Below are 21,482 nucleotides of genomic sequence, written 5' to 3'. Positions count from 1 at the left end.
CTGGATCAGGCTGGCGTTGGGCTCAATCGTCGATTTCGTTGAGCTGCAGATAGTCCTCGAGGTCCATGCCCAGCGCTTCAGCAACCTCCTGATGCACCTCCAGGCGCATGGCCTTCAGTTCCTCCGGTGTCTCGGCCACCAGATCGAGCACCAGTTCCCACGGCTCGATGCCGCGAGACTCTGCCTCGTCCTCAAACGCCCATTGCGCTTGCTGCTTCTGTTCTTCGGGGCTCAGGGCACTGATTTCCTCTTGCAAGGAAGGCGTGGCAGCCAGGTACCGTTCAAGCGCTACGTCGATTCTTGCCTCTTTAGGAATCATCTCGTTCTCTCTGATCATGGGAATGGAAGATGGATCTGGATCGTTGGGATCTCTCTGCCGCAAAAAATCGTCGTAAACGGCGATTTATCTGGCCTTCAGAACCATTCGGGATCATCTGAAAACAGCATGCTGGTACTCAGACAGCAACCGAATATAGGACCTTTGAGCGACGATTTATATGACCTGATGCACCCACGAGAGAAAAACCGGCGGATTTGCGGGCCATCACCACATACAGCCTCGCCAGAAACCTCAGGAAACACGGTTGCTCAGCCGGTCGTCGTGCCTTTTCTCAAGCAGACTCCTGCCTTGCCGAGTTCGAAAAATCTTCTGAGATTTTCCAGGATGTCGTACTTCTGAACGGCTCCATCGCGGGCAATATTCATTTCAGCCTTGGTCACCCACAAGTGTCCTTCCTTGCTTTGATTAGGAATAACGGAAAGTACGATATTAAATTTTGCAGCCTCAGGAGGTGTCACGGATTCCTTAGGCGCATAAAAATTAAAAGTCAGCTGGTTATCATCATCGGGTGAGGCGCTTTGCGCACTGACAACAGGTAGTCCAGTCTTCGAAGCCGTTGGAAAGTTGGCCAAGAACGATACGCTTCCACCCCGTACTTCTTTGGTTATCTCCAAATAATATTGTTCACGATCTTTCGTGTTTTCTGGGGTCGTGCACTCTTCACCCTCAGTTACAAAATACTGTCCCTCAAACTCATACGAAGGGGCTTTCTCACAGGCTGCCAGGACCAGCGACACTGCACCGATTAACGCCAACTTCCACTTCTTCACGCTGAACACTCCACCATTCCCGGGCGCCATTATGGGCAACATCGCTCACTCAACAAAAAAACCACAGCACCGCCCAACTGAATAGAACAGCTGCTCCTGATACTTGCAGAGCAAACCCTGACAACTATCAATAATGACTCATGGACACTAACCACGAACTCAATACAGGTTAAACCTGCCTGCCGGCGTTTCTCGGAGAAGTATCTTTCGAGGGCGCTCATTCAGCGCTAGACGGGCGTTGCTGGAGAGGCCGTACATTCGACAACCACTCCAAACTCGATTCTGGTGCCGGAGACAGGAATCGAACCTGCGACCTTCGCGTTACGAGTGCGCTGCTCTACCGACTGAGCTACACCGGCGTGGGCTAAAAACTAGCACCCGTACCCTGGACCAGCAACCAAGAAGCCTTACCGCAGATAGCAAAACGCCCCGAACCAGTCGGGGCGTCTGCTTGTTCAGCGTGAGGCTAAAGGACGATTAAACGCCCGAAGCCTTGGCCGCTGCCACGTCTTTGATGGACAGCTTGATACGGCCGCGGTTGTCCACGTCCAGTACCAGCACTTCCACTTCCTGACCTTCTTTCAGGATGTCGGTGACTTTCTCAACGCGAGCGTCGCTCAGCATGGAGATGTGCACCAGACCGTCCTTGCCCGGCAGGATGTTGACGAAGGCGCCGAAGTCGACGATGCGCTCAACCTTGCCGACGTAGATCTTGCCGATCTCGGCTTCCGCGGTGATGCCCAGAACGCGTTGACGCGCGGCCTCTGCAGCTTCCTTGGTTTCGCCGAAGATCTTGATCGAACCGTCGTCTTCGATGTCGATCGAAGCCTTGGTTTCTTCGCAGATCGCACGAATGGTGGCGCCGCCTTTACCGATGACGTCACGGATCTTGTCGGTGTCGATCTTCATCGCGATCATGGTCGGTGCGTTGGCCGACAGCTCGCTACGGGACTGACCGATGATCTGGTTCATCTGGCCGAGGATGTTCAGGCGAGCTTCCAGGGCCTGGCCCAGGGCGATCTCCATGATTTCTTCGGTGATGCCCTTGATCTTGATGTCCATCTGCAGCGCGGTTACGCCTTTGGCGGTACCGGCTACCTTGAAGTCCATGTCGCCCAGGTGGTCTTCGTCACCCAGGATGTCGGTCAGGACGGCGAACTTCTCGCCTTCTTTAACCAGGCCCATGGCGATACCGGCCACCGGTGCCTTCATTGGTACACCGGCGTCCATCAGGGCCAGGGAGGCACCGCACACGGAAGCCATGGAGCTGGAACCGTTGGATTCGGTGATTTCCGAGACTACGCGGATGGTGTAAGGGAACACGTCGGCGGCTGGCAGCATGGCCTGTACCGAACGACGGGCCAGACGACCGTGACCGATTTCACGACGACCCGCGCCGCCCATGCGACCACACTCGCCCACCGAGAACGGAGGGAAGTTGTAGTGCAGCATGAAGGGGTCTTTTTTCTCGCCTTCCAGGGTGTCCAGCAGTTGTGCGTCACGGGCAGTACCCAGGGTCGCAACCACCAGGGCCTGGGTTTCGCCACGGGTGAACAGGGCCGAACCGTGAGTCTTCGGCAGCACGCCAACTTCGATGTTCAAAGGACGCACGGTGCGGGTGTCACGACCGTCGATACGCGGCTTGCCGTTGACGATGTTTTCGCGAACGGTGCGGTATTCGATCTCGCCGAAAGCAGCTTTGACTTCGGCAGCCGAAGGCTGGCCTTCTTCACCGGACAGCTTGGCGACCACTTGGTCCTTAAGCTCGCCCAGGCGAGCGTAACGGTCGGCCTTGACGGTGATGGTGTAAGCCTGGGAGATGGCTTCGCCGAACTCGGCACGGATAGCGCCCAGCAGTTCGGTGGCTTCTGGGGCTGCAGCCCAGTCCCAGGTAGGTTTGGCAGCTTCGGCGGCCAGCTCTTTGACAGCCTTGATCACCGACTGGAATTCGTCGTGGGCGAACAGTACCGCGCCCAGCATCTGGTCTTCGGTCAGCTCTTTGGCTTCCGATTCAACCATCAGCACGGCTTCCTCGGTACCGGCCACGACCATGTCCAGGCTCGAAGCAGCCAGTTGCTCGTAGGTCGGGTTCAGCAGGTAGCCGGTGCTTTCGTGGAAAGCCACGCGAGCGGCGCCGATCGGACCGTCGAAAGGAATGCCGGAGATCGCCAGGGCAGCCGAGGTACCGATCATCGCAGCGATGTCCGGATCGGTCTTCTTGCTGGTGGAAACCACGGTGCAGACAACCTGCACTTCGTTCATGAAGCCTTCTGGGAACAGAGGGCGGATCGGACGGTCGATCAGACGCGAGGTCAGGGTTTCTTTCTCGGAAGGACGGCCTTCGCGCTTGAAGAAACCGCCAGGGATCTTACCGGCAGCGTAAGTCTTTTCCTGGTAGTGCACGGACAGAGGGAAGAAGCCCTTGCCTGGATCCGCTTGCTTGGCGCCCACCACGGTCACCAATACGCTGACGTCGTCGTCAACGGTGACCAGTACTGCGCCGGAAGCTTGACGGGCGATACGGCCAGTCTCGAGGGTTACGGTCGACTGACCGAACTGGAATTTTTTGATTACCGGGTTCACGGTGTCCTACCTTCTTTGTGGCTCTTGGGGAAACTTGCTTCTTGCGAAATTCTTGGGCAATGCGGGGAATCGGCCCAGCCTCTATTGTCCAGGTAAAACGGTGCAGCAGATAAAACTTGAGGCTGGGAGCCTGCCATACGCCGGCGGAAAAACCGCTGACGCATGGCAAACAACCAACCTCATAGCGCAATCGCTGATTAGCGACGCAGACCCAGACGACCGATCAGGGTGCTGTAACGGCTCAGGTCCTTGCCTTTCAGGTAGTCCAGCAGCTTACGACGCTGGTTTACCATGCGGATCAGGCCACGACGGGAGTGGTGGTCTTTACCGTTGGCTTTGAAGTGACCTTGCAGTTTGTTGATGTTGGCGGTCAGCAGTGCAACTTGCACTTCTGGCGAACCAGTGTCACCAACAGCTTGCTGGTAGTCGGTTACGATCTGAGCTTTTTCTTCAACGCTGAGTGCCATGTGGGCAATCCTTATATCAGGAAACTGTTCAAGAACAGTTTCAACAGGCCAGGGACAAATCCCTGTATCTATAAATGAGTAGTGACCGTGCCTGTTAACAGCCACCCTCGTCCGGTCATTCTGACCGAATCAGTCGACGCGGCGCGATGCGCCCGTCTTCGCTCACTTCACCGATACCGATGAAGCGACCGTTGTGATCTTGTACCCGCACCATGCCGAACTTCGGTGCATCCGGGGCCCGTACCGGCTGGCCATTGAGCCAGTAGAACGCGCTGTGTTCCGAGAACTGCAGCAGCGGCCAATCCAGCAGGCCGCTGTCCGATGGCATCAGGAAGCGATCTACCGCTTCGTTGCCGCCCTCGGCGTGCACTGCTTCAAGCTCTTCCAGGGTGACCGTCTGGGCCAGGCTGAAAGGTCCGGCCTGGGTCCGTCGCAGTTCTGCAACGTAAGCACCGCAGCCAAGTTTTTCACCGATATCTTCCACCAGGGTGCGGATATAGGTGCCTTTGCTGCAGTCCACCACCAGGCGCGCAGTGTCGCCTTCGAAGGCGAGTAATTCCAAGCGCGCAATAGTAACAGAACGCGGTTCACGCTCCACCACTTCCCCTGCACGAGCCAGTTTGTAGAGTGGCTGGCCATCACGCTTCAAGGCTGAGTACATCGGCGGTATCTGTTTGATTTCGCCGCGAAATTCCGGCAATACCGCTTCGATATCGGCACGACCAACGGTCACTTCACGGGTCTGCAAAACTTCGCCTTCAGCGTCCGCCGTGGTGGTGGTCTTGCCCAATTGCATCAGGGTTTCGTAACCCTTGTCGGAATCGAGCAGGTATTGCGAGAACTTGGTGGCCTCGCCAAAGCACAGCGGCAGAATACCAGTGGCCAGGGGATCGAGGCTGCCGGTATGACCGGCTTTCTCGGCATTGAGCAGCCAGCGGACTTTCTGCAGCGCCGCGTTGGAGGTGAAACCCAGGGGCTTGTCCAGAAGGATGATGCCGCTGACGTTACGACGGATACGCTTGACCTGAGCCACCGCTTACTCCTTGGCGTCTTCAGGGGCAGGCGCGTCGCCATGCTGGCTGTCTTCAGCCACGGCACGCTCGATCAGGGCCGACAGGTGTGCCCCGCGGGCCACGCTTTCGTCGTAATGGAAGTGCAGTTGCGGCACGCTGCGCAGCTTCATTTCCTTGGCCAGTTGCATGCGCAGGAAGCCTGCCGCCGAGTTCAGCACCTTGATGCTCTGGGCAATTTGTTCGGCGTTTTCCTGGCCCATCACGGTGATGAAAATCTTCGCGTGACCGACATCACGGCTGACTTCCACGGCGGTGATAGTCACCAGGCCGACGCGTGGATCCTTGACTTCGCGACGGATCAATTGCGCCAGTTCGCGCTGCATCTGATCACCGATGCGTTGGGTACGGCTGTATTCTTTTGCCATGTCTTGTTACCTGTTACTGCCTCACGGTGAAACCCGTGTGGTCTGAAAGCGGCAAACGCCCGGCCTGGCAGGAGCCAGACCGGGCGTTGCGTTTAGAGGCCGCTGGAAGCCCCGCGCACTTGCATGCGGCGGGCCACCAGGGCTCTTGAAGTGCGCGAGTTAGAGGCTGCGAGCAACCTGGACCTTCTCGAAGACTTCGATCTTGTCGCCGACTTTGACGTCGTTGTAGCTCTTCACGCCGATACCGCATTCCATGCCGGCACGCACTTCGGACGCGTCATCCTTGAAGCGGCGCAGGGATTCCAGCTCGCCTTCGAAGATAACGATGTCTTCACGCAGTACGCGGATTGGACGGTTACGGTGCACGACACCTTCGATGACCATGCAACCGGCGATCGCACCAAACTTCGGCGAGCGGAACACGTCGCGAACTTCGGCAACACCCAGGATGTTCTCCCGAACGTCGCTGCCCAACATACCGGTCAGGGCTTTCTTGACGTCTTCGATGATGTCGTAGATCACGTTGTAGTAACGCATATCCAGACCTTCCTGCTCGACGATCTTCCGAGCACCGGCATCGGCACGCACGTTGAAGCCGAACAGTACAGCGTTGGAGGCCAGTGCCAGGTTGGCATCGCTCTCGGTGATACCACCGACGCCGCCGCCCACTACGCGCACTTGCACTTCGTCGTTGCCCAGGCCGTTCAGAGCGCCTTGCAGAGCTTCCAGCGAACCACGGACGTCGGATTTGAGGACGATGTTGAGCGTCTTCTTCTCTTCCTGGCCCATGCTTTCGAAGATGTTTTCCAGCTTGCCGGCGTGAGCACGGGCCAGTTTGACCTCGCGGAACTTGCCTTGACGGAACAGAGCCACTTCACGGGCTTTCTTCTCGTCGGCCACTACGCTCATCTCGTCGCCAGCGTCCGGAGTACCGTCCAGGCCGAGGATCTCGACCGGAATGGAAGGACCGGCTTCCTTGATTGGCTTGCCGTTCTCGTCGAGCATGGCGCGCACGCGGCCATAGTTCGAGCCGACCAGCACCATGTCGCCTTGACGCAGCGTACCGTCCTGAACCAGCACGGTGGCTACCGGGCCACGGCCCTTGTCGAGACGGGATTCAACCACGACACCACGGCCAGGAGCCGAAGGAGTCGCCTTGAGTTCCAGTACTTCGGCTTGCAGCAGAACTGCTTCCAGCAGGTCGTCGACGCCGGTACCCATTTTCGCGGAGACCGGTACGAACGGCGTATCGCCACCCCAATCTTCCGAGGTCACGCCGTGAACCGAGAGTTCACTGCGGATACGGTCCAGATCGGCGCCCGGCTTGTCGATCTTGTTCACCGCCACCACCAGCGGAACGCCGGCAGCTTGTGCGTGCTGAACAGCTTCAACGGTCTGCGGCATCACGCCGTCGTCCGCTGCAACCACCAGGATCACGATGTCGGTGGCCTTGGCACCACGGGCACGCATGGCGGTAAACGCGGCGTGACCTGGGGTGTCGAGGAAGGTGACCATGCCGCGCTCGGTTTCTACGTGGTAGGCACCGATGTGCTGGGTAATGCCACCGGCTTCGCCCGCGGCCACTTTGGCGCGACGGATGTAGTCCAGCAACGAGGTCTTACCATGGTCAACGTGGCCCATTACGGTCACGACCGGCGCACGGGCAACCGCTTCACCTTCGAATTTCAGGGACTCGGCCAGGGAATCTTCCAGGGCGGTATCGCTGACCAGGGTCACTTTGTGGCCCAGTTCTTCAGCAACCAGCTGGGCAGTTTCCTGATCCAGAACCTGGTTGATGGTGGCTGGAGTACCCAGCTTGAACATGAACTTGATGACTTCGGCGGCCTTGACCGACATCTGCTGGGCCAACTCGCCCACGGTGATGGTCTCGCCGATCTGCACGTCACGTACCACTGGCCCGGTCGGGCTCTGGAAACCGTGAGCATTGCGTTTCTTCAGCTTGGCCTTGCCGCGACCACCACGACGGAAGCCATCGCTTTCTTCGTCGGTGGTACGTGGAGCAACACGCGGTGCCGGGGCCTTTTCCTTGACCGAAGCACGATGAGGAGCGTTTTTGCGCTCGCCATCGCCGCTGCGACGGTTGTCGTCGTTGCGGGATTTGTCCGGACGGCGCTGCTCGTCTTTCTTGCGCTCGGCCACGGGTGCCGGAGCGGCCACCGGTGCTTCTTGCACAGTTTCGACCACAGGCGCAGGTGCTGGGGCTGCGGCAGCTTGCGCAGCAACAGGCTCGGCAACCGGAGCAGGCTGGCGACGCGCTTCTTCTTCGGCGCGACGCTTGGCTTCTTCTTCAGCCTTTTGACGAGCAGCATTTTCTACTGCACGACGTTCTTCCAGTTCGCGTTGACGCTCGGCTTCGATTTCTTCCGGGCTGCGCTGCACGAAGACTTTCTTCTTGCGCACTTCAACGCTGATGCTCTTGCTGCCAGCCACACGCAGGGTGCTGGTGGTCTTGCGCTGCAAAGTGATCTTGCGTGGTTCTTCCACTTTCGCCTTGTGGCTGCTTTTCAGATGAGTCAGCAACGATTGCTTCTCACTGTCGCTCACATGTTCCTCGGCGGCGGTGTGCGGCAGACCTGCCTCACGCATCTGCTGCAGCAGGCGCTCTACCGGTGTTTTGACCTCATCGGCCAGTTGTTTCACCGTGACTTGCGTCATGCACTTCTCTCCTCAGGCCGCGCCTAATTACTCGAACCAGTGGGCTCGGGCGGCCATGATCAACTTGCCGGCACGATCATCGTCAATGCCGTCGATGTCGAGCAGGTCGTCAATAGACTGCTCGGCCAGGTCTTCGCGGGTAATTACGCCGCGCACCGCCAGTTCCATCGCCAAATCCTTGTCCATACCCTCAAGCGAGAGCAGGTCTTCGGCCGGATGGGCGTCTGCCAGCTTTTCCTCAGTAGCGATGGCTTTAGTCAACAAGCGATCCTTGGCCCGAGCGCGAAGCTCGTTGACGATGTCTTCGTCAAAGCCGTCGATGTTGAGCATTTCTTCCAGCGGTACGTAGGCAATCTCTTCCAGGCTGGTGAAGCCTTCATCAACCAGAACCTGTGCCAGTTCTTCATCGACTTCCAACTCGTCGATGAAATTGCGCAGGATGTCGCCGGTTTCTGCTTGCTGCTTGGCCTGGATGTCCGATTCGGTCATCACGTTCAGGGTCCAGCCAGTCAATTGGCTGGCCAGACGCACGTTCTGACCACCGCGACCAATGGCCTGAGCCAGGTTGTCTGCGCCAACGGCGATGTCCATGGCATGGGCATCTTCGTCAACGATAATTGCCGCGACCTCAGCCGGCGACATGGCATTGATCACGAACTGCGCCGGGTTCTCGTCCCACAGGACGATGTCCACACGCTCGCCGCCCAACTCGCCGGAAACGGCCTGGACGCGCGAACCGCGCATGCCAATGCACGCGCCCTGCGGGTCGATGCGCTTGTCTTTGGAGCGGACTGCGATCTTGGCGCGCGAACCCGGATCACGGGAAGCGGCCATGACTTCGATCAGGCCTTCGGCAATTTCCGGCACTTCGATACGGAACAGCTCGATCAGCATTTCCGGCGCGGTACGCGACAGGATCAGCTGCGGGCCGCGGTTCTCGGTGCGGATTTCCTTGAGCAGCGCGCGCAGACGCACGCCGACCCGGAAAGTCTCACGGGAGATGATGTCTTCACGGGCCAGCAACGCTTCGGCGTTGTTGCCCAGGTCAACGATCACGTTGTCACGTGTCACTTTTTTCACGGTGCCGGAGATGATTTCACCCAGGCGCTCGCGATAGGCATCAACTACCTGTGCGCGCTCGGCTTCGCGAACCTTCTGCACAATGACCTGCTTGGCGGTCTGGGCAGCGATGCGGCCGAACTCGATGGATTCGATTTTCTCTTCGATCACATCACCGACTTTGGCGTCGGGATGGGTTTCACGAGCCTTGCTCAACCAGGTCTCGACCGCTGGATCATCCAGATCGGCCTCTTCGACCACCGTCCAGCGACGGAAAGTCTCGTAGGAACCAGTGTGGCGATTGATTTCCACACGCAGGTCCACTTCGTCCTCAAAACGCTTTTTGGTAGCAGTGGCCAGAGCCAGCTCCAGCGCTTCAAAAATCACGCTTGCCGGTACACCCTTTTCATTGGATACCGACTCAACAACCAGCAGTACTTCTTTGCTCATCGTACGCCTCGCCTTTCGCAAGCCATTGGATCCGCGGGATCCGCGTCTCAGTCAAAACTGGGAATAATGTTGGCCTTGTCGATCATATCGATCGGCAACAGAAACTCGTGATCATCTACCTGCACCACGACGTCCTGCTCCTCCACCCCGCGGAGAAGGCCCTGAAAATTACGCCGACCTTCGAAGGGCGAGCGCAGCTTGATCTTCACTTGCTCACCGACATACTTGGCAAACTGTTCAAGGGTGAACAGCGGGCGTTCCATGCCAGGAGAGGAAACTTCAAGGGTGTATTCAACGGAGATCGGGTCTTCCACGTCGAGAACACCACTGATCTGACGGCTGACGATGGCGCAATCGTCCACCAACACGCCGCCTTCTTTATCGATATAAACGCGCAACAATGAGTGGCGACCCTGAGCCGAAAACTCAATACCCCAGCATTCATAGCCAAGGGCCACGACCACCGGGGCCAACAAGGCCTGCAACTGTTCTAGCTTGCTCGACACCTGAACCCCCTCGTGCATGCTTGTGCAAATAAAAAATGGGCGAAGCGCCCATCCCGGAAACGCCGTTGAATAGCGGCGCTGTAAAGTGTCCAGCTAACAAAAAGCCCCTGAAAAGGGGCTCCGCTAAAACTGGTTGCGGGGGCCGGATTTGAACCGACGACCTTCGGGTTATGAGCCCGACGAGCTACCAGACTGCTCCACCCCGCGACAAAGCTGGGGCGGAAGTATACGACCGATCCCTTTTTGGGTCAATGTAACCTTCCACCTACAAGAAAGCCCGCAACAGCGGGCTCTCCTGACAATTGGTACCGAGAAGGGGACTCGAACCCCTACACCCTATGGGCACAACCACCTCAAGGTTGCGTGTCTACCAATTCCACCACCTCGGCATAGACTACGTTACTGCGTGAAACTCTTCTTACTTCTGCTCTGGAGCTGGAGGTACGTCAGTCGCACTGTTGGCCGACTTTTGCTCTTGGAGCACCGGGACATCATCAGAAGCCGGTTTTTGCTTTGGTACTTCAAGTACTGCTGGATCTGGCAAACCTACTTGAGTCAGCTGATGAGCTTTCTCTTTAGCAAAGTAACCTAACCCCAAGCTGGTTATGAAGAAACCGGCGGCAAGTATAGCAGTAAACTTACTAAGAAAGGTAGAGGTTCCTTGGCTTCCGAACACAGTATTTGAAGCACCTGCACCGAAAGACGCGCCAGCATCGGCACCCTTACCCTGCTGCAGCAAAACCAGAGCAACTACGCCCAGGGCACCCAGCAGATGAAAAACGACTACGACTGTTTCCAGCATTTTTTCAGTTTCCCGCGGCGCGACAGATCGCACCGAACTCATCTGCATTCAGGGACGCTCCACCAATGAGCCCCCCATCGATATCCGGCATGCCGAACAGTTCGACCGCATTGGCCGCCTTCACGCTGCCGCCGTATAGAAGCCGCACTCCTCGTGCCACTTCAGAATTCTCTGCCGTCAACTGCGCGCGAATGGCTGCGTGCACATCCTGCGCTTGTTGCGGTGTTGCAGTCAGCCCGGTACCAATGGCCCAGACCGGCTCGTAGGCTATAACTGCATTGGCGAAAGCACCAACACCCAACTCTTCGATGATGCTGCCCAGCTGACGCCCGACAACCTCTAGAGTCTTACCAGCCTCGCGCTGCTCAAGGGTTTCCCCTACACACAGAACCGGCTTCAAACCACAGGCCTGCGCTGCTGCAAACTTGCGATTGAGCGTCGCGTCACGCTCGCCCATGATCAGGCGGCGCTCGGAGTGCCCAACCAGCACCAGGGAGCAACCTGCATCCACTAATTGACTCGGGGCGATTTCGCCCGTCAACGCACCTTGCATGGATTCCACCGCAGAGTTCTGCGCGCCGACCTGAATCGACTTGCCTTTCAAGCCATCAATCACTTGATTGATATACAAGCAAGGCGGGAATACCGCGACATCAACACCGCTTGGCAAGGCCAGATGACGAAGGCCATTGATCAGCTCAGCGACGCTGGCGCGGGTACCGTGCATCTTCCAGTTACCAGCTACCATAGGGCGACGCATGCTGTACCTCGTCGGTCAAAGTGGGCGCAGATGTTACCCAACCAAAACAACACTGGCAAGCCGAAATCAGGCAGAAACTTCAGCAACAAGCTTTGCCAGCTCGTCGGCGTAGGCTCGAACCTGCGCTTCATCGTCACCTTCGACCATGACACGCACCAACGGCTCAGTACCGGACTTGCGCAGCAAAACCCGGCCACGCCCCGCCATGGCGCTCGTGACGCGCTCGCAAGCCTCTTTCACAGCAGGATGCTCAACCGGACTGTCGCCGCCACCAAAACGGACATTGACCAGCACTTGCGGGCATTTGCGCAGCCCTTGTCGTGATTGCGCCAGGCTTTCTCCACGCGCCTTGAGCGCCATCAGCACCTGCAGCGCGGCGATGATCGCATCACCGGTGGTCGCGTGGCGGAAGCAAACGATATGGCCGGAATTCTCTCCACCCACCAACCAGTTACGCTCAAGCAGCTCAGCAATCACATAACGGTCGCCAACATTGGCTCGCACAAAAGGAATACCCAGATCCGCCAACGCCAACTCAAGACCGAGGTTACTCATGAGAGTACCGACCACGCCGCCCTGCAACTTGTCACGCTCATGCAGATCACGAGCGATGATGAACAACAACTCGTCACCATCAACGATCGCACCGGTCTGATCGACCATCAGCACCCGGTCACCATCACCGTCGAAGGCGATACCCAGATCCGCATGCTCAGCGAGAACCGCAGCCTGCAATTGCGCCATGTGAGTCGAACCGCAGTTCTCGTTGATGTTCAAGCCGTTAGGTTGCGCGCTAAGCACCGTTACTTGCGCACCCAACTCACGGAACACACTGGGCGCAACCTTGTAGGTAGCGCCGTGGGCGCAGTCCAGCACGATCTTCAAGCCAGCAAAGCTGGTACTGGAAGGCACGCTGCTCTTGCAGAACTCGATGTACCGCCCCGAGGCATCATTGATTCGCGACACTTTGCCGAGCTTGCTTGACTCCACAACAGTCATTGGAGCATCCAGCAACTCTTCGATCATCAGTTCCACTTCATCGGGTAGCTTGGTGCCTTCGCCCGAAAAGAATTTGATGCCATTGTCATCGTGAGGGTTGTGCGAAGCACTGATGACAATGCCCGCTTCGGCGTGAAAGGTGCGCGTCAGATAAGCGATCGCCGGCGTTGGCATCGGCCCCAACAACATCACATCCGCACCGGCGGCGGACAATCCAGCCTCCAGGGCCGACTCGAACATATAGCCAGAGATACGCGTGTCCTTGCCCACCAGTACACGGCAAGCACCCATGCTGCGGAAAGCCATGCCTGCCGCCCAGCCGAGCTTGAGCATGAAGTCTGGAGTAATGGGGTATTCGCCCACACGACCACGAATGCCGTCGGTGCCAAAGTATTTCTTCGTCATAAGTACTCCATCATTCTTATTCGGCGGATTCCACTGCCGCAATCATTCGCACCACATCCACCGTTTCAGCAACATCATGGACGCGGATAATCTTCGCGCCCTTGGTCACCGCCAGTGCTGCAAGTGCCAGACTGCCGTGCAATCGCTCGGCTACAGGTCGATTCAGGGACTGACCAATCATGCTCTTGCGCGACACCCCAACCAGCAGGGGGCGCCCAAGGGCATGCAAGGCCTCCATATGTTTGAACAGACTCAAGTTGTGCTGCAGGGTCTTGGCAAAACCAAAGCCCGGATCAAGGACAATCCGCTCAGCCTCGATCCCCGCCGACGCACACGCTGCCATCCGCTCAATCAAAAACGCACTCACCTCCCGAGTGACGTCCTGGTAATGCGGGCTGTCCTGCATATCGCCAGGCTCACCGAGCATATGCATCAGGCATACAGGCAAACCAGTAGCAGCCGCCGCATCCAGGGCACCATCACGGCGCAATGCGCGCACATCATTGATCAACCCTGCTCCCAGGCGAGCCGTTTCACGCATGACCGCCGGCGTCGAAGTATCAACGGAAATAACCACATCCAACTCGCGATTAATTCGCTCCACAACCGGTGCCACACGCTCCAACTCTTCCAGTGGCGATACCGCACGGGCACCCGGCCGCGTCGACTCGCCACCAATATCGATCAGCGTAGCACCCGCCAGGACCATGACCTCGGCGTGCCGCAAGGCGACATCCAGCTGACTGAAGCGACCGCCATCGGAGAAGGAATCAGGGGTTACATTGAGAATGCCCATGACATGCACACGGGCCAAATCAAGAACCCGGTTGCCGCAAGGCAACCGGGTAGAGGATGGGACAGAAGTCATTTAGAACCTTAGTGGTCGGCAGCAGGACCGCCAATGGGTGTTTCCGGACGTTCGTTTTGCACCACTGGAGGAGTAGTGCCCGAACCGCCCTCCCAATCACGAGGTTCACGTGGAGCGCGCCCGGCCATGATGTCGTCAATCTGGTCAGCATCGATGGTTTCGTACTTCATCAAGGCATCCGCCATGGCGTCCAGCTTGTCGCGGTTGTCGGTCAGGATCTGCTTGGCAGTGCCGTAGCACTGATCAATGATGCTGCGCACTTCAGAGTCGATCAGTTTCGCCGTTTCAGCGGACAGGCTGGCGTGCTGACTGCCTGCACTGCGCCCCAGGAATACTTCGCCCTCTTCTTCCGCGTACATCAACGGACCGAGCTTTTCGGATAGACCCCATTTGGTAACCATGTTCCGAGCGATCTGGCTCGCACGCATGATGTCGTTGGATGCCCCGGTGGTTACACCGTCAAAACCAAGAGTCATCTCTTCTGCGATACGGCCACCATAGAGCGAGCAGATCTGACTGATCAGGGCCCGCTTGGACAGGCTGTAACGGTCTTCTTCCGGCAGGAACATGGTGACACCCAACGCACGGCCGCGAGGAATGATCGAGACTTTGTAGACAGGATCATGCTCAGGCACGACTCGACCGACAATGGCGTGGCCTGCTTCGTGATAAGCGGTGTTCTGCTTTTCTTTCTCGGACATGACCATGGATTTGCGCTCAGCGCCCATCATGATCTTGTCCTTGGCCAGTTCAAACTCCTTCATTTCGACGATGCGCTTGCCGGCACGTGCAGCAAACAGCGAGGCTTCGTTGACCAGGTTGGCCAAGTCGGCACCGGAGAAACCCGGGGTGCCACGAGCGATCACCGCGGGTGCGACATCTTCACCCATTGGCACTTTGCGCATATGCACTTTGAGGATCTGTTCGCGACCACGAATGTCCGGCAGACCAACCACCACCTGCCGGTCGAAACGACCTGGACGCAGCAGTGCCGGGTCCAGTACATCAGGACGGTTGGTAGCAGCGATCACAATGATGCCATCGTTCATTTCAAAGCCGTCCATCTCAACCAGCAATTGGTTGAGAGTCTGCTCACGCTCATCATGACCGCCGCCCATGCCAGCACCACGATGACGACCGACCGCATCAATCTCGTCGATAAAGATGATGCAAGGCGCATGTTTCTTTGCCTGTTCGAACATATCGCGAACGCGGCTAGCACCCACACCAACAAACATCTCGACGAAGTCGGAACCGGAAATAGTGAAGAACGGAACCTTGGCCTCGCCAGCAATGGCCTTGGCCAGCAAAGTCTTACCGGTACCTGGCGGCCCCACCATCAGCACACCGCGAGGAATACGACCACCCAGACGCTGGAACTTGCCTGGGTCGCGAAGGAACTCAACCAACTCACCCACTTCTTCTTTCGCCTCGTCGCAACCAGCGACGTCAGCCAAAGTGGTCTTGACCTGATCTTCGGACAGCAGGCGTGCCTTGCTCTTGCCGAAGCTCATCGGCCCGCCCTTGCCTCCAGCACCACCCTGCATCTGGCGCATGAAGAACATGAACACTGCAATGATCACCAGGATAGGGAAGCTGGCGACCAGCAGTTGAGTCCAGATACTTTGTTGCTCTGGCTGCTTGCCCTCGACTACCACGTGGTTATCCACCAGATCGCCGATCAAACCATTGTCCTGGATTGCAGGACGGATGGTCTTGAAGCTGTCACCATCATTACGCTTGCCGGTAATCACGTAGCCATCAACCGCTACGCGCTCGACCTTGCCATCCTTAACTTGCTGGATGAAGTCGGAATAGTTGAGGGTCTGCGGCTCGTTAGGGCTGGAGAAGTTGTTCATCACCGTCACCAGGACGGCAGCGATGATCAACCACAGGATCAGATTCTTTGCCATGTCGTTCAATTAACTACCCTCTGAAGCAAGCTCCGCTACTGGCGCGCGCTTCGCATGATATTCACCGGCCTAACTTACTACATTACCTACAGCTCTGGCAGGCGCTGTCTGTAACCCTATGTGAAACTTAGACTACACAATATGCGCTTAATCTGACGGGGCGAAATACGAAAATCCTATCACCCCGGTCAAAAACCTTACTTACTCACTGCGACCCCGGAAGCCGCGCCCAAGCAGATACTGCTCTCGGGAACGGTCACGAGAAGACGTCGGCTTACGCATCTGCACTTTCTCGAACATCTGCCGAACGCTCTTGTGGTACTCGTCAAAGCCTTCACCCTGGAAGATTTTGATCAGAAAATCACCACCTGGACGTAGTACACGGCTAGCAAGATCTAGCGCCAATTCGCACAAAAACATCGCACGCGGCATATCCACAGCCGCTAACCCACTCATATTGGGGGCCATATCGGAAATCACAAGGTCGACTTCCGAATTTCCAACAGCCTCGAGAATCTGTGCCAGCACCGCATCCTCGGTGAAGTCCCCTTGAATAAAGGTCACATCGGGAATGCTGTCCATCTCCAGGATATCGGAAGCAATCAGTCGCCCCTGACCACCAATCAGACGACTGGTCACTTGCGACCAGCCACCCGGTGCAGCTCCCAGGTCGATAACACTCATACCAGGACGGATAAGGCGGTCCTTCTCCTGAATCTCCAGCAGCTTGTAGCTGGCACGAGAACGATACCCATCTTTTTGCGCCATTTTGACGAATGGGTCGTTGAAGTGCTCTTTCAGCCAGTTATGGCTTGTCTTGGAACGGGCCACGGGCCACCTCAAAAATAAAACGGGTCGTGATTAACTGGGCGGTCCCGGACTCGCTCGGGTAAACTGGCCGCCGCTTTTTACAAGATCAGACGCAGGGGTCAGATTATGCCGCTCACTCAAGAGCAGAAGAAACAGTACAAATCCATTGGCCACCATCTGAAACCAGTATTGACTGTGGCTGACAACGGTTTGACCGAAGGTGTGCTAGCCGAACTTGAACGCGCCTTGAGCGATCACGAGCTGATCAAGATCAAGCTCAATATCCTCGAGCGCGAGTCGCGCCTGGAAGCCATTGCCGAACTGTGCAAGGCCGGCAAAGCGGATCTGGTGCAAGTCATCGGCAAGATGGCGTTGATCTACCGCAAGAACGCCAAGGTAAACAAGCAATTGTCGAACGTCCATCGTTTCCACTGACGTCGACAAGGGTCAGGGGTGTGCCTGGCGCACCCTTGCACTCCATCCCGGCACTGGCTGCAACACCAAAACCAGGCCGGAAAACCCCAGAACCAGATAACTGAACAACTGCCAGCGCTGAGCCTCCGGCAGCAGAGTGCGTACAGTGAAATACATCCCGCACGCATACATCGCCATCAACAGCAGTTGCCCCCGAATATCCCGCCAAAGACTTTTCAGCCCTTCGGACTGAACCAGTACCGCCGCCTGCAGAATCAGGCATGCCGCCGAAAAACCCACCAACAGCGCACTGAGCAAGGTGGAAACTTCTTCGATCAGCAAAGGGGCAAGCCCAATCTGCCCCAGAGCGGGAAGCAAGCCGAGGTGCAACAACCATAAGCCGCCAACCCACAACATCTGGGTCAGCTGCCAAAGCATGGCGCCCGCTTGTAGCGGGCGCCTTCTTTCAGATGTGACGGACTTCGACAATCTCATACTCGATAACGCCGCCAGGCGTTTTGACCGCCACCACATCACCCTCTTCCTTGGCAATCAAGGCGCGAGCGATAGGCGAACCGACGGAGATTTTACCGAGCTTGATATCAGCCTCGTCCTCACCAACGATCTGGTAGGTGACACTTTCGTCGGTTTCGACGTTAGCGATCTCCACCGTGGTACCAAAGATCACCTTGCCGCTATGAGGGATGGTCGTGACATCAATGACCACCGAGTTCTGCAAGCGGCCTTCGATATCACGGATCCGCGCCTCGACCATACCCTGCTGCTCACGAGCAGCATGGTATTCGGCGTTTTCTTTCAAATCACCCAACTCACGGGCCGTACCGATGTCCTGGCTGAGCTTCGGACGCACGACCTTAGTCAGGTGAGCATGCTCTTCTTCCAAGGCGCGAGCGCCCTGGACGGTCATTGGGTATTTATTCATGCCTTCAATCCTGCGTGTAGATCCTGCAAGCGACGCACGGTCTTTTCCGGACCGAACTTCAACGCTTCGCAGATAGCTTCGCCAGCAGCAATGGTGGTAGTGCAGTAGATCTTGTGCTGCAAGGCGTTACGACGAATGGAATATGAGTCAGCGATAGACTGACGACCTTCGGTGGTGTTGATGATCAGGGTGACTTCGTCGTTCTTGATCATATCGACCACATGCGGACGACCTTCAGTCACCTTGTTCACCCGACGCACTTTCAGGCCAGCCGCCTCGATCACCTTGGCGGTGCCTGCAGTCGCAACCACTTCGAAGCCCAAGTTGATCAGATCACGAGCTACACCTGCAACCAGAGGTTTGTCGTCATTACGCACGCTGATGAATGCGGTACCGCCAGTTGGCAATACTTCGCTAGCGCCCATTTGAGCCTTGGCGAAGGCTTCGCCAAAGGTATCGCCGACACCCATCACTTCACCGGTGGATTTCATCTCTGGGCCAAGGATCGGGTCAACACCCGGGAACTTGGCAAAGGGGAACACCGCTTCCTTGACGCTATAGAAGTTCGGGATGATCTCCTTGGTGAAACCCAGCTCTTTCAGAGTCTTACCGGCCATCACACGGGCAGCGATCATTGCCAGCGAGACACCGATGCACTTGGATACGAAAGGCACGGTACGGGAGGCACGCGGGTTCACCTCGATCACGTAGATCTGCTCACCCTGCAGGGCCAGCTGAACGTTCATCAAACCGACCACACCCAGTTCCAAGGCCATTTTCTTGACCTGCTCACGCATCTCGTCCTGGATGTGCGCCGGCAGCGAGTACGGCGGCAGCGAGCACGCGGAGTCACCGGAGTGAACGCCGGCCTGCTCGATGTGCTGCATGATCGCGCCGATCACCACATCGGTGCCGTCGCAGACCGCATCAACGTCCATCTCGATGGCGCAGTTGAGGAAGTGATCCAGCAGCACCGGGCTGTCGTTGGACACTTGCACTGCTTCACGCAGATAGCGCTTGAGTTCTTCTTCCTCGTAGACGATTTCCATCGCCCGGCCACCCAGAACATAGGACGGACGCACCACCAACGGATAACCGATCTTGGTCGCGGCACGAATCGCTTCGTCTTCGCTGCGCACCGTGGCGTTCGGTGGCTGACGCAGATTCAGGCGCTCAACCATTTGCTGGAAACGCTCACGGTCTTCGGCACGGTCGATGGCGTCAGGACTGGTACCAATGATCGGCACGCCGGCCGCTTCCAAGGCACGAGCCAGTTTCAACGGAGTCTGGCCGCCGTACTGCACGATCACGCCTTTTGGCTTCTCGACGCGAACGATTTCCAGCACGTCTTCCAGGGTTACCGGCTCGAAGTACAGGCGATCAGAGGTGTCGTAGTCAGTGGAAACGGTTTCCGGGTTGCAGTTGACCATGATGGTTTCGTAACCATCATCGCGCAGCGCCAGTGCAGCGTGTACGCAGCAGTAGTCGAACTCGATACCCTGGCCGATACGGTTTGGACCGCCACCCAGGATCATGATCTTGTCACGGGTCGACGGCGCAGCCTCGCACTCTTCTTCATAAGTCGAGTACAGGTATGCGGTGTCAGTGGCGAACTCGGCAGCGCAGGTGTCGACGCGCTTGTAGACCGGGAACACTTCCAACTTCTGACGGTGAGTACGCAGGTTTTTCTCGGTCACACCCAGCAGCTTGGCCAGACGCTGATCAGAGAAGCCTTTGCGCTTGAGGCGGAACATCAGATCGCGATCGATGGCCGACAACCCCAGAGTCTTGACCTTCTCTTCTTCCTTGATCAGGTCTTCGATCTGCACCAGGAACCAAGGGTCGATCATGTTCATGCCGAAGATCTGCTCGACGGTCATGCCGGCACGGAAGGCATCAGCCACGTACCAGATACGCTCGGCGCCCGGCACGGTCAGTTCGCGCTTGAGCACGTTCATGCTTTCCGGATTGCTCAGGTCGAGCTTCGGATCCAGGCCGCAAACGCCTACTTCCAGGCCACGCAGGGCCTTCTGCAGGGATTCCTGGAAAGTCCGACCGATAGCCATGACTTCACCAACAGATTTCATCTGGGTAGTCAGGCGTGCGTCGGCCTTGGAGAACTTCTCGAAGGCGAAGCGTGGCAGCTTGGTCACGACGTAGTCGATGGACGGTTCGAAGGACGCCGGAGTCTTGCCGCCGGTGATGTCGTTGGACAGCTCATCCAGGGTGTAACCCACTGCCAGCTTGGCCGCGACCTTGGCGATCGGGAAGCCGGTAGCTTTCGAGGCCAGCGCCGAAGAACGGGACACCCGCGGGTTCATCTCGATAACGACCATGCGGCCAGTGTTCGGGCAGATGCCGAACTGAACGTTGGAGCCGCCGGTTTCCACGCCGATCTCGCGCAGGACCGCCAGGGAGGCGTTACGCAGGATCTGGTATTCCTTGTCGGTCAGGGTCTGCGCTGGAGCCACGGTGATCGAGTCACCGGTGTGCACGCCCATCGGGTCGAAGTTTTCGATGGAGCAGACGATGATGCAGTTGTCCTTCTTATCGCGGACCACTTCCATCTCGTACTCTTTCCAGCCGATCAGCGATTCGTCGATCAGCAGTTCCTTGGTCGGCGACAGGTCCAGACCACGGGCGCAGATTTCTTCGAACTCTTCACGGTTGTAGGCAATACCGCCGCCGGTGCCGCCCATGGTGAAGGACGGACGGATGATGCAAGGGAAGCCCAGCTTGTCGAGGACCGCATTGGCCTCTTCCATGCTGTGAGCGATACCGGAGCGCGGGCAGGCCAGACCGATGGACTTCATGGCGGCGTCAAAGCGCGAACGGTCTTCGGCCTTGTCGATGGTATCGGCGTTGGCACCGATCATCTCCACGCCGAATTTTTCCAGAACGCCTTCGCGCTCCAGGTCCAGAGCGCAGTTCAGCGCAGTCTGGCCACCCATGGTTGGCAGCAGCGCGTCAGGACGCTCTTTTTCGATGATCTTGGCAACGGTCTGCCACTTGATCGGCTCGATGTAGGTGGCGTCGGCCATGGCCGGGTCGGTCATGATGGTGGCCGGGTTGGAGTTCACCAGAATGACCCGGTAACCCTCTTCGCGCAGGGCCTTGCAGGCCTGGGCGCCGGAGTAATCGAATTCGCAGGCCTGGCCGATCACAATCGGGCCAGCGCCAAGAATCAGGATGCTTTTAATGTCTGTACGTTTTGGCATGGGTTGTCACTCAAATCCGCAGGTCAGTCGGCAAGCCGTCTTGAACACTCTCTGAGGCGCC

The 21,482-nt window shown here is 57.5% G+C and carries 19 protein-coding genes and 3 tRNA genes; 1 reads left to right on the top strand and 21 read right to left on the bottom strand.

From position 1 onward, the window contains the following. Positions 1-22 precede the first annotated feature (22 nt). The 18 genes from DNK59_RS03955 to rlmE all read right to left on the bottom strand — a co-directional run bounded on the left by DNK59_RS03955 (position 23) and on the right by rlmE (position 16,867). A complete protein-coding gene (locus DNK59_RS03955; RefSeq protein ID WP_042942084.1) occupies positions 23-319 on the bottom strand; it encodes a DUF6388 family protein in 297 nt (98 codons plus the stop codon). Between the two features lie 269 nt (positions 320-588). Beyond that, positions 589-1,110 carry a hypothetical protein gene (locus DNK59_RS03950; protein WP_110722494.1) on the bottom strand — a complete coding sequence of 174 codons (522 nt, stop codon included), beginning with the start codon at positions 1,108-1,110 and terminating at the stop codon, positions 589-591. A 283-nt stretch (positions 1,111-1,393) separates the two neighbouring features. Next, a tRNA-Thr gene (locus DNK59_RS03945) sits at positions 1,394-1,469 on the bottom strand. A gap of 118 nt (positions 1,470-1,587) precedes the next feature. Further along, a complete protein-coding gene (pnp, locus tag DNK59_RS03940) occupies positions 1,588-3,693 on the bottom strand; it encodes a polyribonucleotide nucleotidyltransferase (protein ID WP_110722342.1) in 2,106 nt (701 codons plus the stop codon). Positions 3,694-3,890: 197 nt separating this feature from the next. Further along, complete coding sequence (gene rpsO / locus DNK59_RS03935; RefSeq protein ID WP_011059205.1) at positions 3,891-4,160, bottom strand: 30S ribosomal protein S15; 270 nt, start codon at positions 4,158-4,160, stop codon at positions 3,891-3,893. A gap of 115 nt (positions 4,161-4,275) precedes the next feature. Beyond that, positions 4,276-5,193, bottom strand: coding sequence for a tRNA pseudouridine(55) synthase TruB (gene truB / locus DNK59_RS03930; protein WP_110722341.1), 918 nt, complete (start codon positions 5,191-5,193; stop codon positions 4,276-4,278). A gap of 3 nt (positions 5,194-5,196) precedes the next feature. Further along, positions 5,197-5,598, bottom strand: a complete 402-nt coding sequence (gene rbfA / locus DNK59_RS03925; RefSeq protein ID WP_011059203.1) for a 30S ribosome-binding factor RbfA — start codon at positions 5,596-5,598, stop codon at positions 5,197-5,199. A 159-nt stretch (positions 5,599-5,757) separates the two neighbouring features. After that, positions 5,758-8,274, bottom strand: a complete 2,517-nt coding sequence (infB, locus tag DNK59_RS03920) for a translation initiation factor IF-2 (RefSeq protein WP_060837489.1) — start codon at positions 8,272-8,274, stop codon at positions 5,758-5,760. A gap of 27 nt (positions 8,275-8,301) precedes the next feature. Then, complete coding sequence (nusA, locus tag DNK59_RS03915; RefSeq protein WP_011059201.1) at positions 8,302-9,783, bottom strand: transcription termination factor NusA; 1,482 nt, start codon at positions 9,781-9,783, stop codon at positions 8,302-8,304. 47 nt (positions 9,784-9,830) lie between these two features. Continuing rightward, the gene (gene rimP / locus DNK59_RS03910; RefSeq protein WP_041120545.1) at positions 9,831-10,289 is read right to left on the bottom strand and encodes a ribosome maturation factor RimP; all 459 of its coding nucleotides are present in this window, start codon (positions 10,287-10,289) and stop codon (positions 9,831-9,833) included. 130 nt (positions 10,290-10,419) lie between these two features. Next, positions 10,420-10,496, bottom strand: a tRNA-Met gene (locus tag DNK59_RS03905). Between the two features lie 96 nt (positions 10,497-10,592). After that, positions 10,593-10,678: transfer RNA gene (locus tag DNK59_RS03900), tRNA-Leu, on the bottom strand. Positions 10,679-10,707: 29 nt separating this feature from the next. Beyond that, on the bottom strand, positions 10,708-11,091 hold the full coding sequence (secG, locus tag DNK59_RS03895) for a preprotein translocase subunit SecG (RefSeq protein WP_092319502.1): 384 nt from the start codon (positions 11,089-11,091) through the stop codon (positions 10,708-10,710). 4 nt (positions 11,092-11,095) lie between these two features. After that, entirely contained in the window at positions 11,096-11,851 is a 756-nt protein-coding gene (tpiA, locus tag DNK59_RS03890; protein WP_110722340.1) for a triose-phosphate isomerase, read from the bottom strand. Positions 11,852-11,917: 66 nt separating this feature from the next. Then, entirely contained in the window at positions 11,918-13,255 is a 1,338-nt protein-coding gene (gene glmM / locus DNK59_RS03885; RefSeq protein WP_092319500.1) for a phosphoglucosamine mutase, read from the bottom strand. 16 nt (positions 13,256-13,271) lie between these two features. Beyond that, complete coding sequence (gene folP / locus DNK59_RS03880) at positions 13,272-14,123, bottom strand: dihydropteroate synthase (RefSeq protein WP_110722339.1); 852 nt, start codon at positions 14,121-14,123, stop codon at positions 13,272-13,274. 8 nt (positions 14,124-14,131) lie between these two features. After that, a complete protein-coding gene (gene ftsH / locus DNK59_RS03875; protein WP_092319496.1) occupies positions 14,132-16,036 on the bottom strand; it encodes an ATP-dependent zinc metalloprotease FtsH in 1,905 nt (634 codons plus the stop codon). Between the two features lie 201 nt (positions 16,037-16,237). After that, on the bottom strand, positions 16,238-16,867 hold the full coding sequence (gene rlmE, locus DNK59_RS03870) for a 23S rRNA (uridine(2552)-2'-O)-methyltransferase RlmE (protein ID WP_016967229.1): 630 nt from the start codon (positions 16,865-16,867) through the stop codon (positions 16,238-16,240). Between the two features lie 105 nt (positions 16,868-16,972). Between rlmE and DNK59_RS03865 the strand changes: the two genes are divergently transcribed. Then, positions 16,973-17,281 carry a YhbY family RNA-binding protein gene (locus DNK59_RS03865; protein WP_007920867.1) on the top strand — a complete coding sequence of 103 codons (309 nt, stop codon included), beginning with the start codon at positions 16,973-16,975 and terminating at the stop codon, positions 17,279-17,281. A 12-nt stretch (positions 17,282-17,293) separates the two neighbouring features. Here the strand turns inward: DNK59_RS03865 and DNK59_RS03860 are convergent, their stop codons facing one another. Genes DNK59_RS03860 through carB form a run of 3 tightly spaced genes read right to left on the bottom strand, consistent with a single transcriptional unit; the run spans position 17,294 to position 21,421 of the window. Continuing rightward, positions 17,294-17,698 (bottom strand): MFS transporter, encoded by a 405-nt coding sequence (locus DNK59_RS03860; RefSeq protein WP_092319494.1) that lies wholly within the window; start codon positions 17,696-17,698, stop codon positions 17,294-17,296. Positions 17,699-17,726: 28 nt separating this feature from the next. Further along, positions 17,727-18,203 (bottom strand): transcription elongation factor GreA, encoded by a 477-nt coding sequence (greA, locus tag DNK59_RS03855; protein ID WP_060837484.1) that lies wholly within the window; start codon positions 18,201-18,203, stop codon positions 17,727-17,729. Continuing rightward, positions 18,200-21,421 carry a carbamoyl-phosphate synthase large subunit gene (gene carB / locus DNK59_RS03850; RefSeq protein ID WP_092319492.1) on the bottom strand — a complete coding sequence of 1,074 codons (3,222 nt, stop codon included), beginning with the start codon at positions 21,419-21,421 and terminating at the stop codon, positions 18,200-18,202. Before carB ends, greA begins: the two co-directional genes overlap by 4 nt. Between the last annotated feature and the right edge of the window lie 61 nt (positions 21,422-21,482).

Origin of the sequence: Pseudomonas sp. TKO26 (assembly GCF_003225665.1) — a bacterium.
GTDB lineage: Bacteria > Pseudomonadota > Gammaproteobacteria > Pseudomonadales > Pseudomonadaceae > Aquipseudomonas > Aquipseudomonas saponiphila.
The sequence above is the reverse complement of the archived record's forward strand: the minus strand, read 5'-3'. Positions and strand labels throughout refer to the sequence as shown.

Coding starts and splice junctions, on each gene's coding strand:
- rpsO (WP_011059205.1), bottom strand. CDS start 4,160: ATGGCACTCAGCGTTGAAGAAAAAGCTCAGATCGTAACCGACTACCAG.
- DNK59_RS03865 (WP_007920867.1), top strand. CDS start 16,973: ATGCCGCTCACTCAAGAGCAGAAGAAACAGTACAAATCCATTGGCCAC.
- carB (WP_092319492.1), bottom strand. CDS start 21,421: ATGCCAAAACGTACAGACATTAAAAGCATCCTGATTCTTGGCGCTGGC.
- nusA (WP_011059201.1), bottom strand. CDS start 9,783: ATGAGCAAAGAAGTACTGCTGGTTGTTGAGTCGGTATCCAATGAAAAG.
- DNK59_RS03860 (WP_092319494.1), bottom strand. CDS start 17,698: ATGCTTTGGCAGCTGACCCAGATGTTGTGGGTTGGCGGCTTATGGTTG.
- DNK59_RS03955 (WP_042942084.1), bottom strand. CDS start 319: ATGATTCCTAAAGAGGCAAGAATCGACGTAGCGCTTGAACGGTACCTG.
- rbfA (WP_011059203.1), bottom strand. CDS start 5,598: ATGGCAAAAGAATACAGCCGTACCCAACGCATCGGTGATCAGATGCAG.
- folP (WP_110722339.1), bottom strand. CDS start 14,123: ATGACTTCTGTCCCATCCTCTACCCGGTTGCCTTGCGGCAACCGGGTT.
- secG (WP_092319502.1), bottom strand. CDS start 11,091: ATGCTGGAAACAGTCGTAGTCGTTTTTCATCTGCTGGGTGCCCTGGGC.
- greA (WP_060837484.1), bottom strand. CDS start 18,203: ATGAATAAATACCCAATGACCGTCCAGGGCGCTCGCGCCTTGGAAGAA.
- glmM (WP_092319500.1), bottom strand. CDS start 13,255: ATGACGAAGAAATACTTTGGCACCGACGGCATTCGTGGTCGTGTGGGC.
- tpiA (WP_110722340.1), bottom strand. CDS start 11,851: ATGCGTCGCCCTATGGTAGCTGGTAACTGGAAGATGCACGGTACCCGC.
- infB (WP_060837489.1), bottom strand. CDS start 8,274: ATGACGCAAGTCACGGTGAAACAACTGGCCGATGAGGTCAAAACACCG.
- ftsH (WP_092319496.1), bottom strand. CDS start 16,036: ATGGCAAAGAATCTGATCCTGTGGTTGATCATCGCTGCCGTCCTGGTG.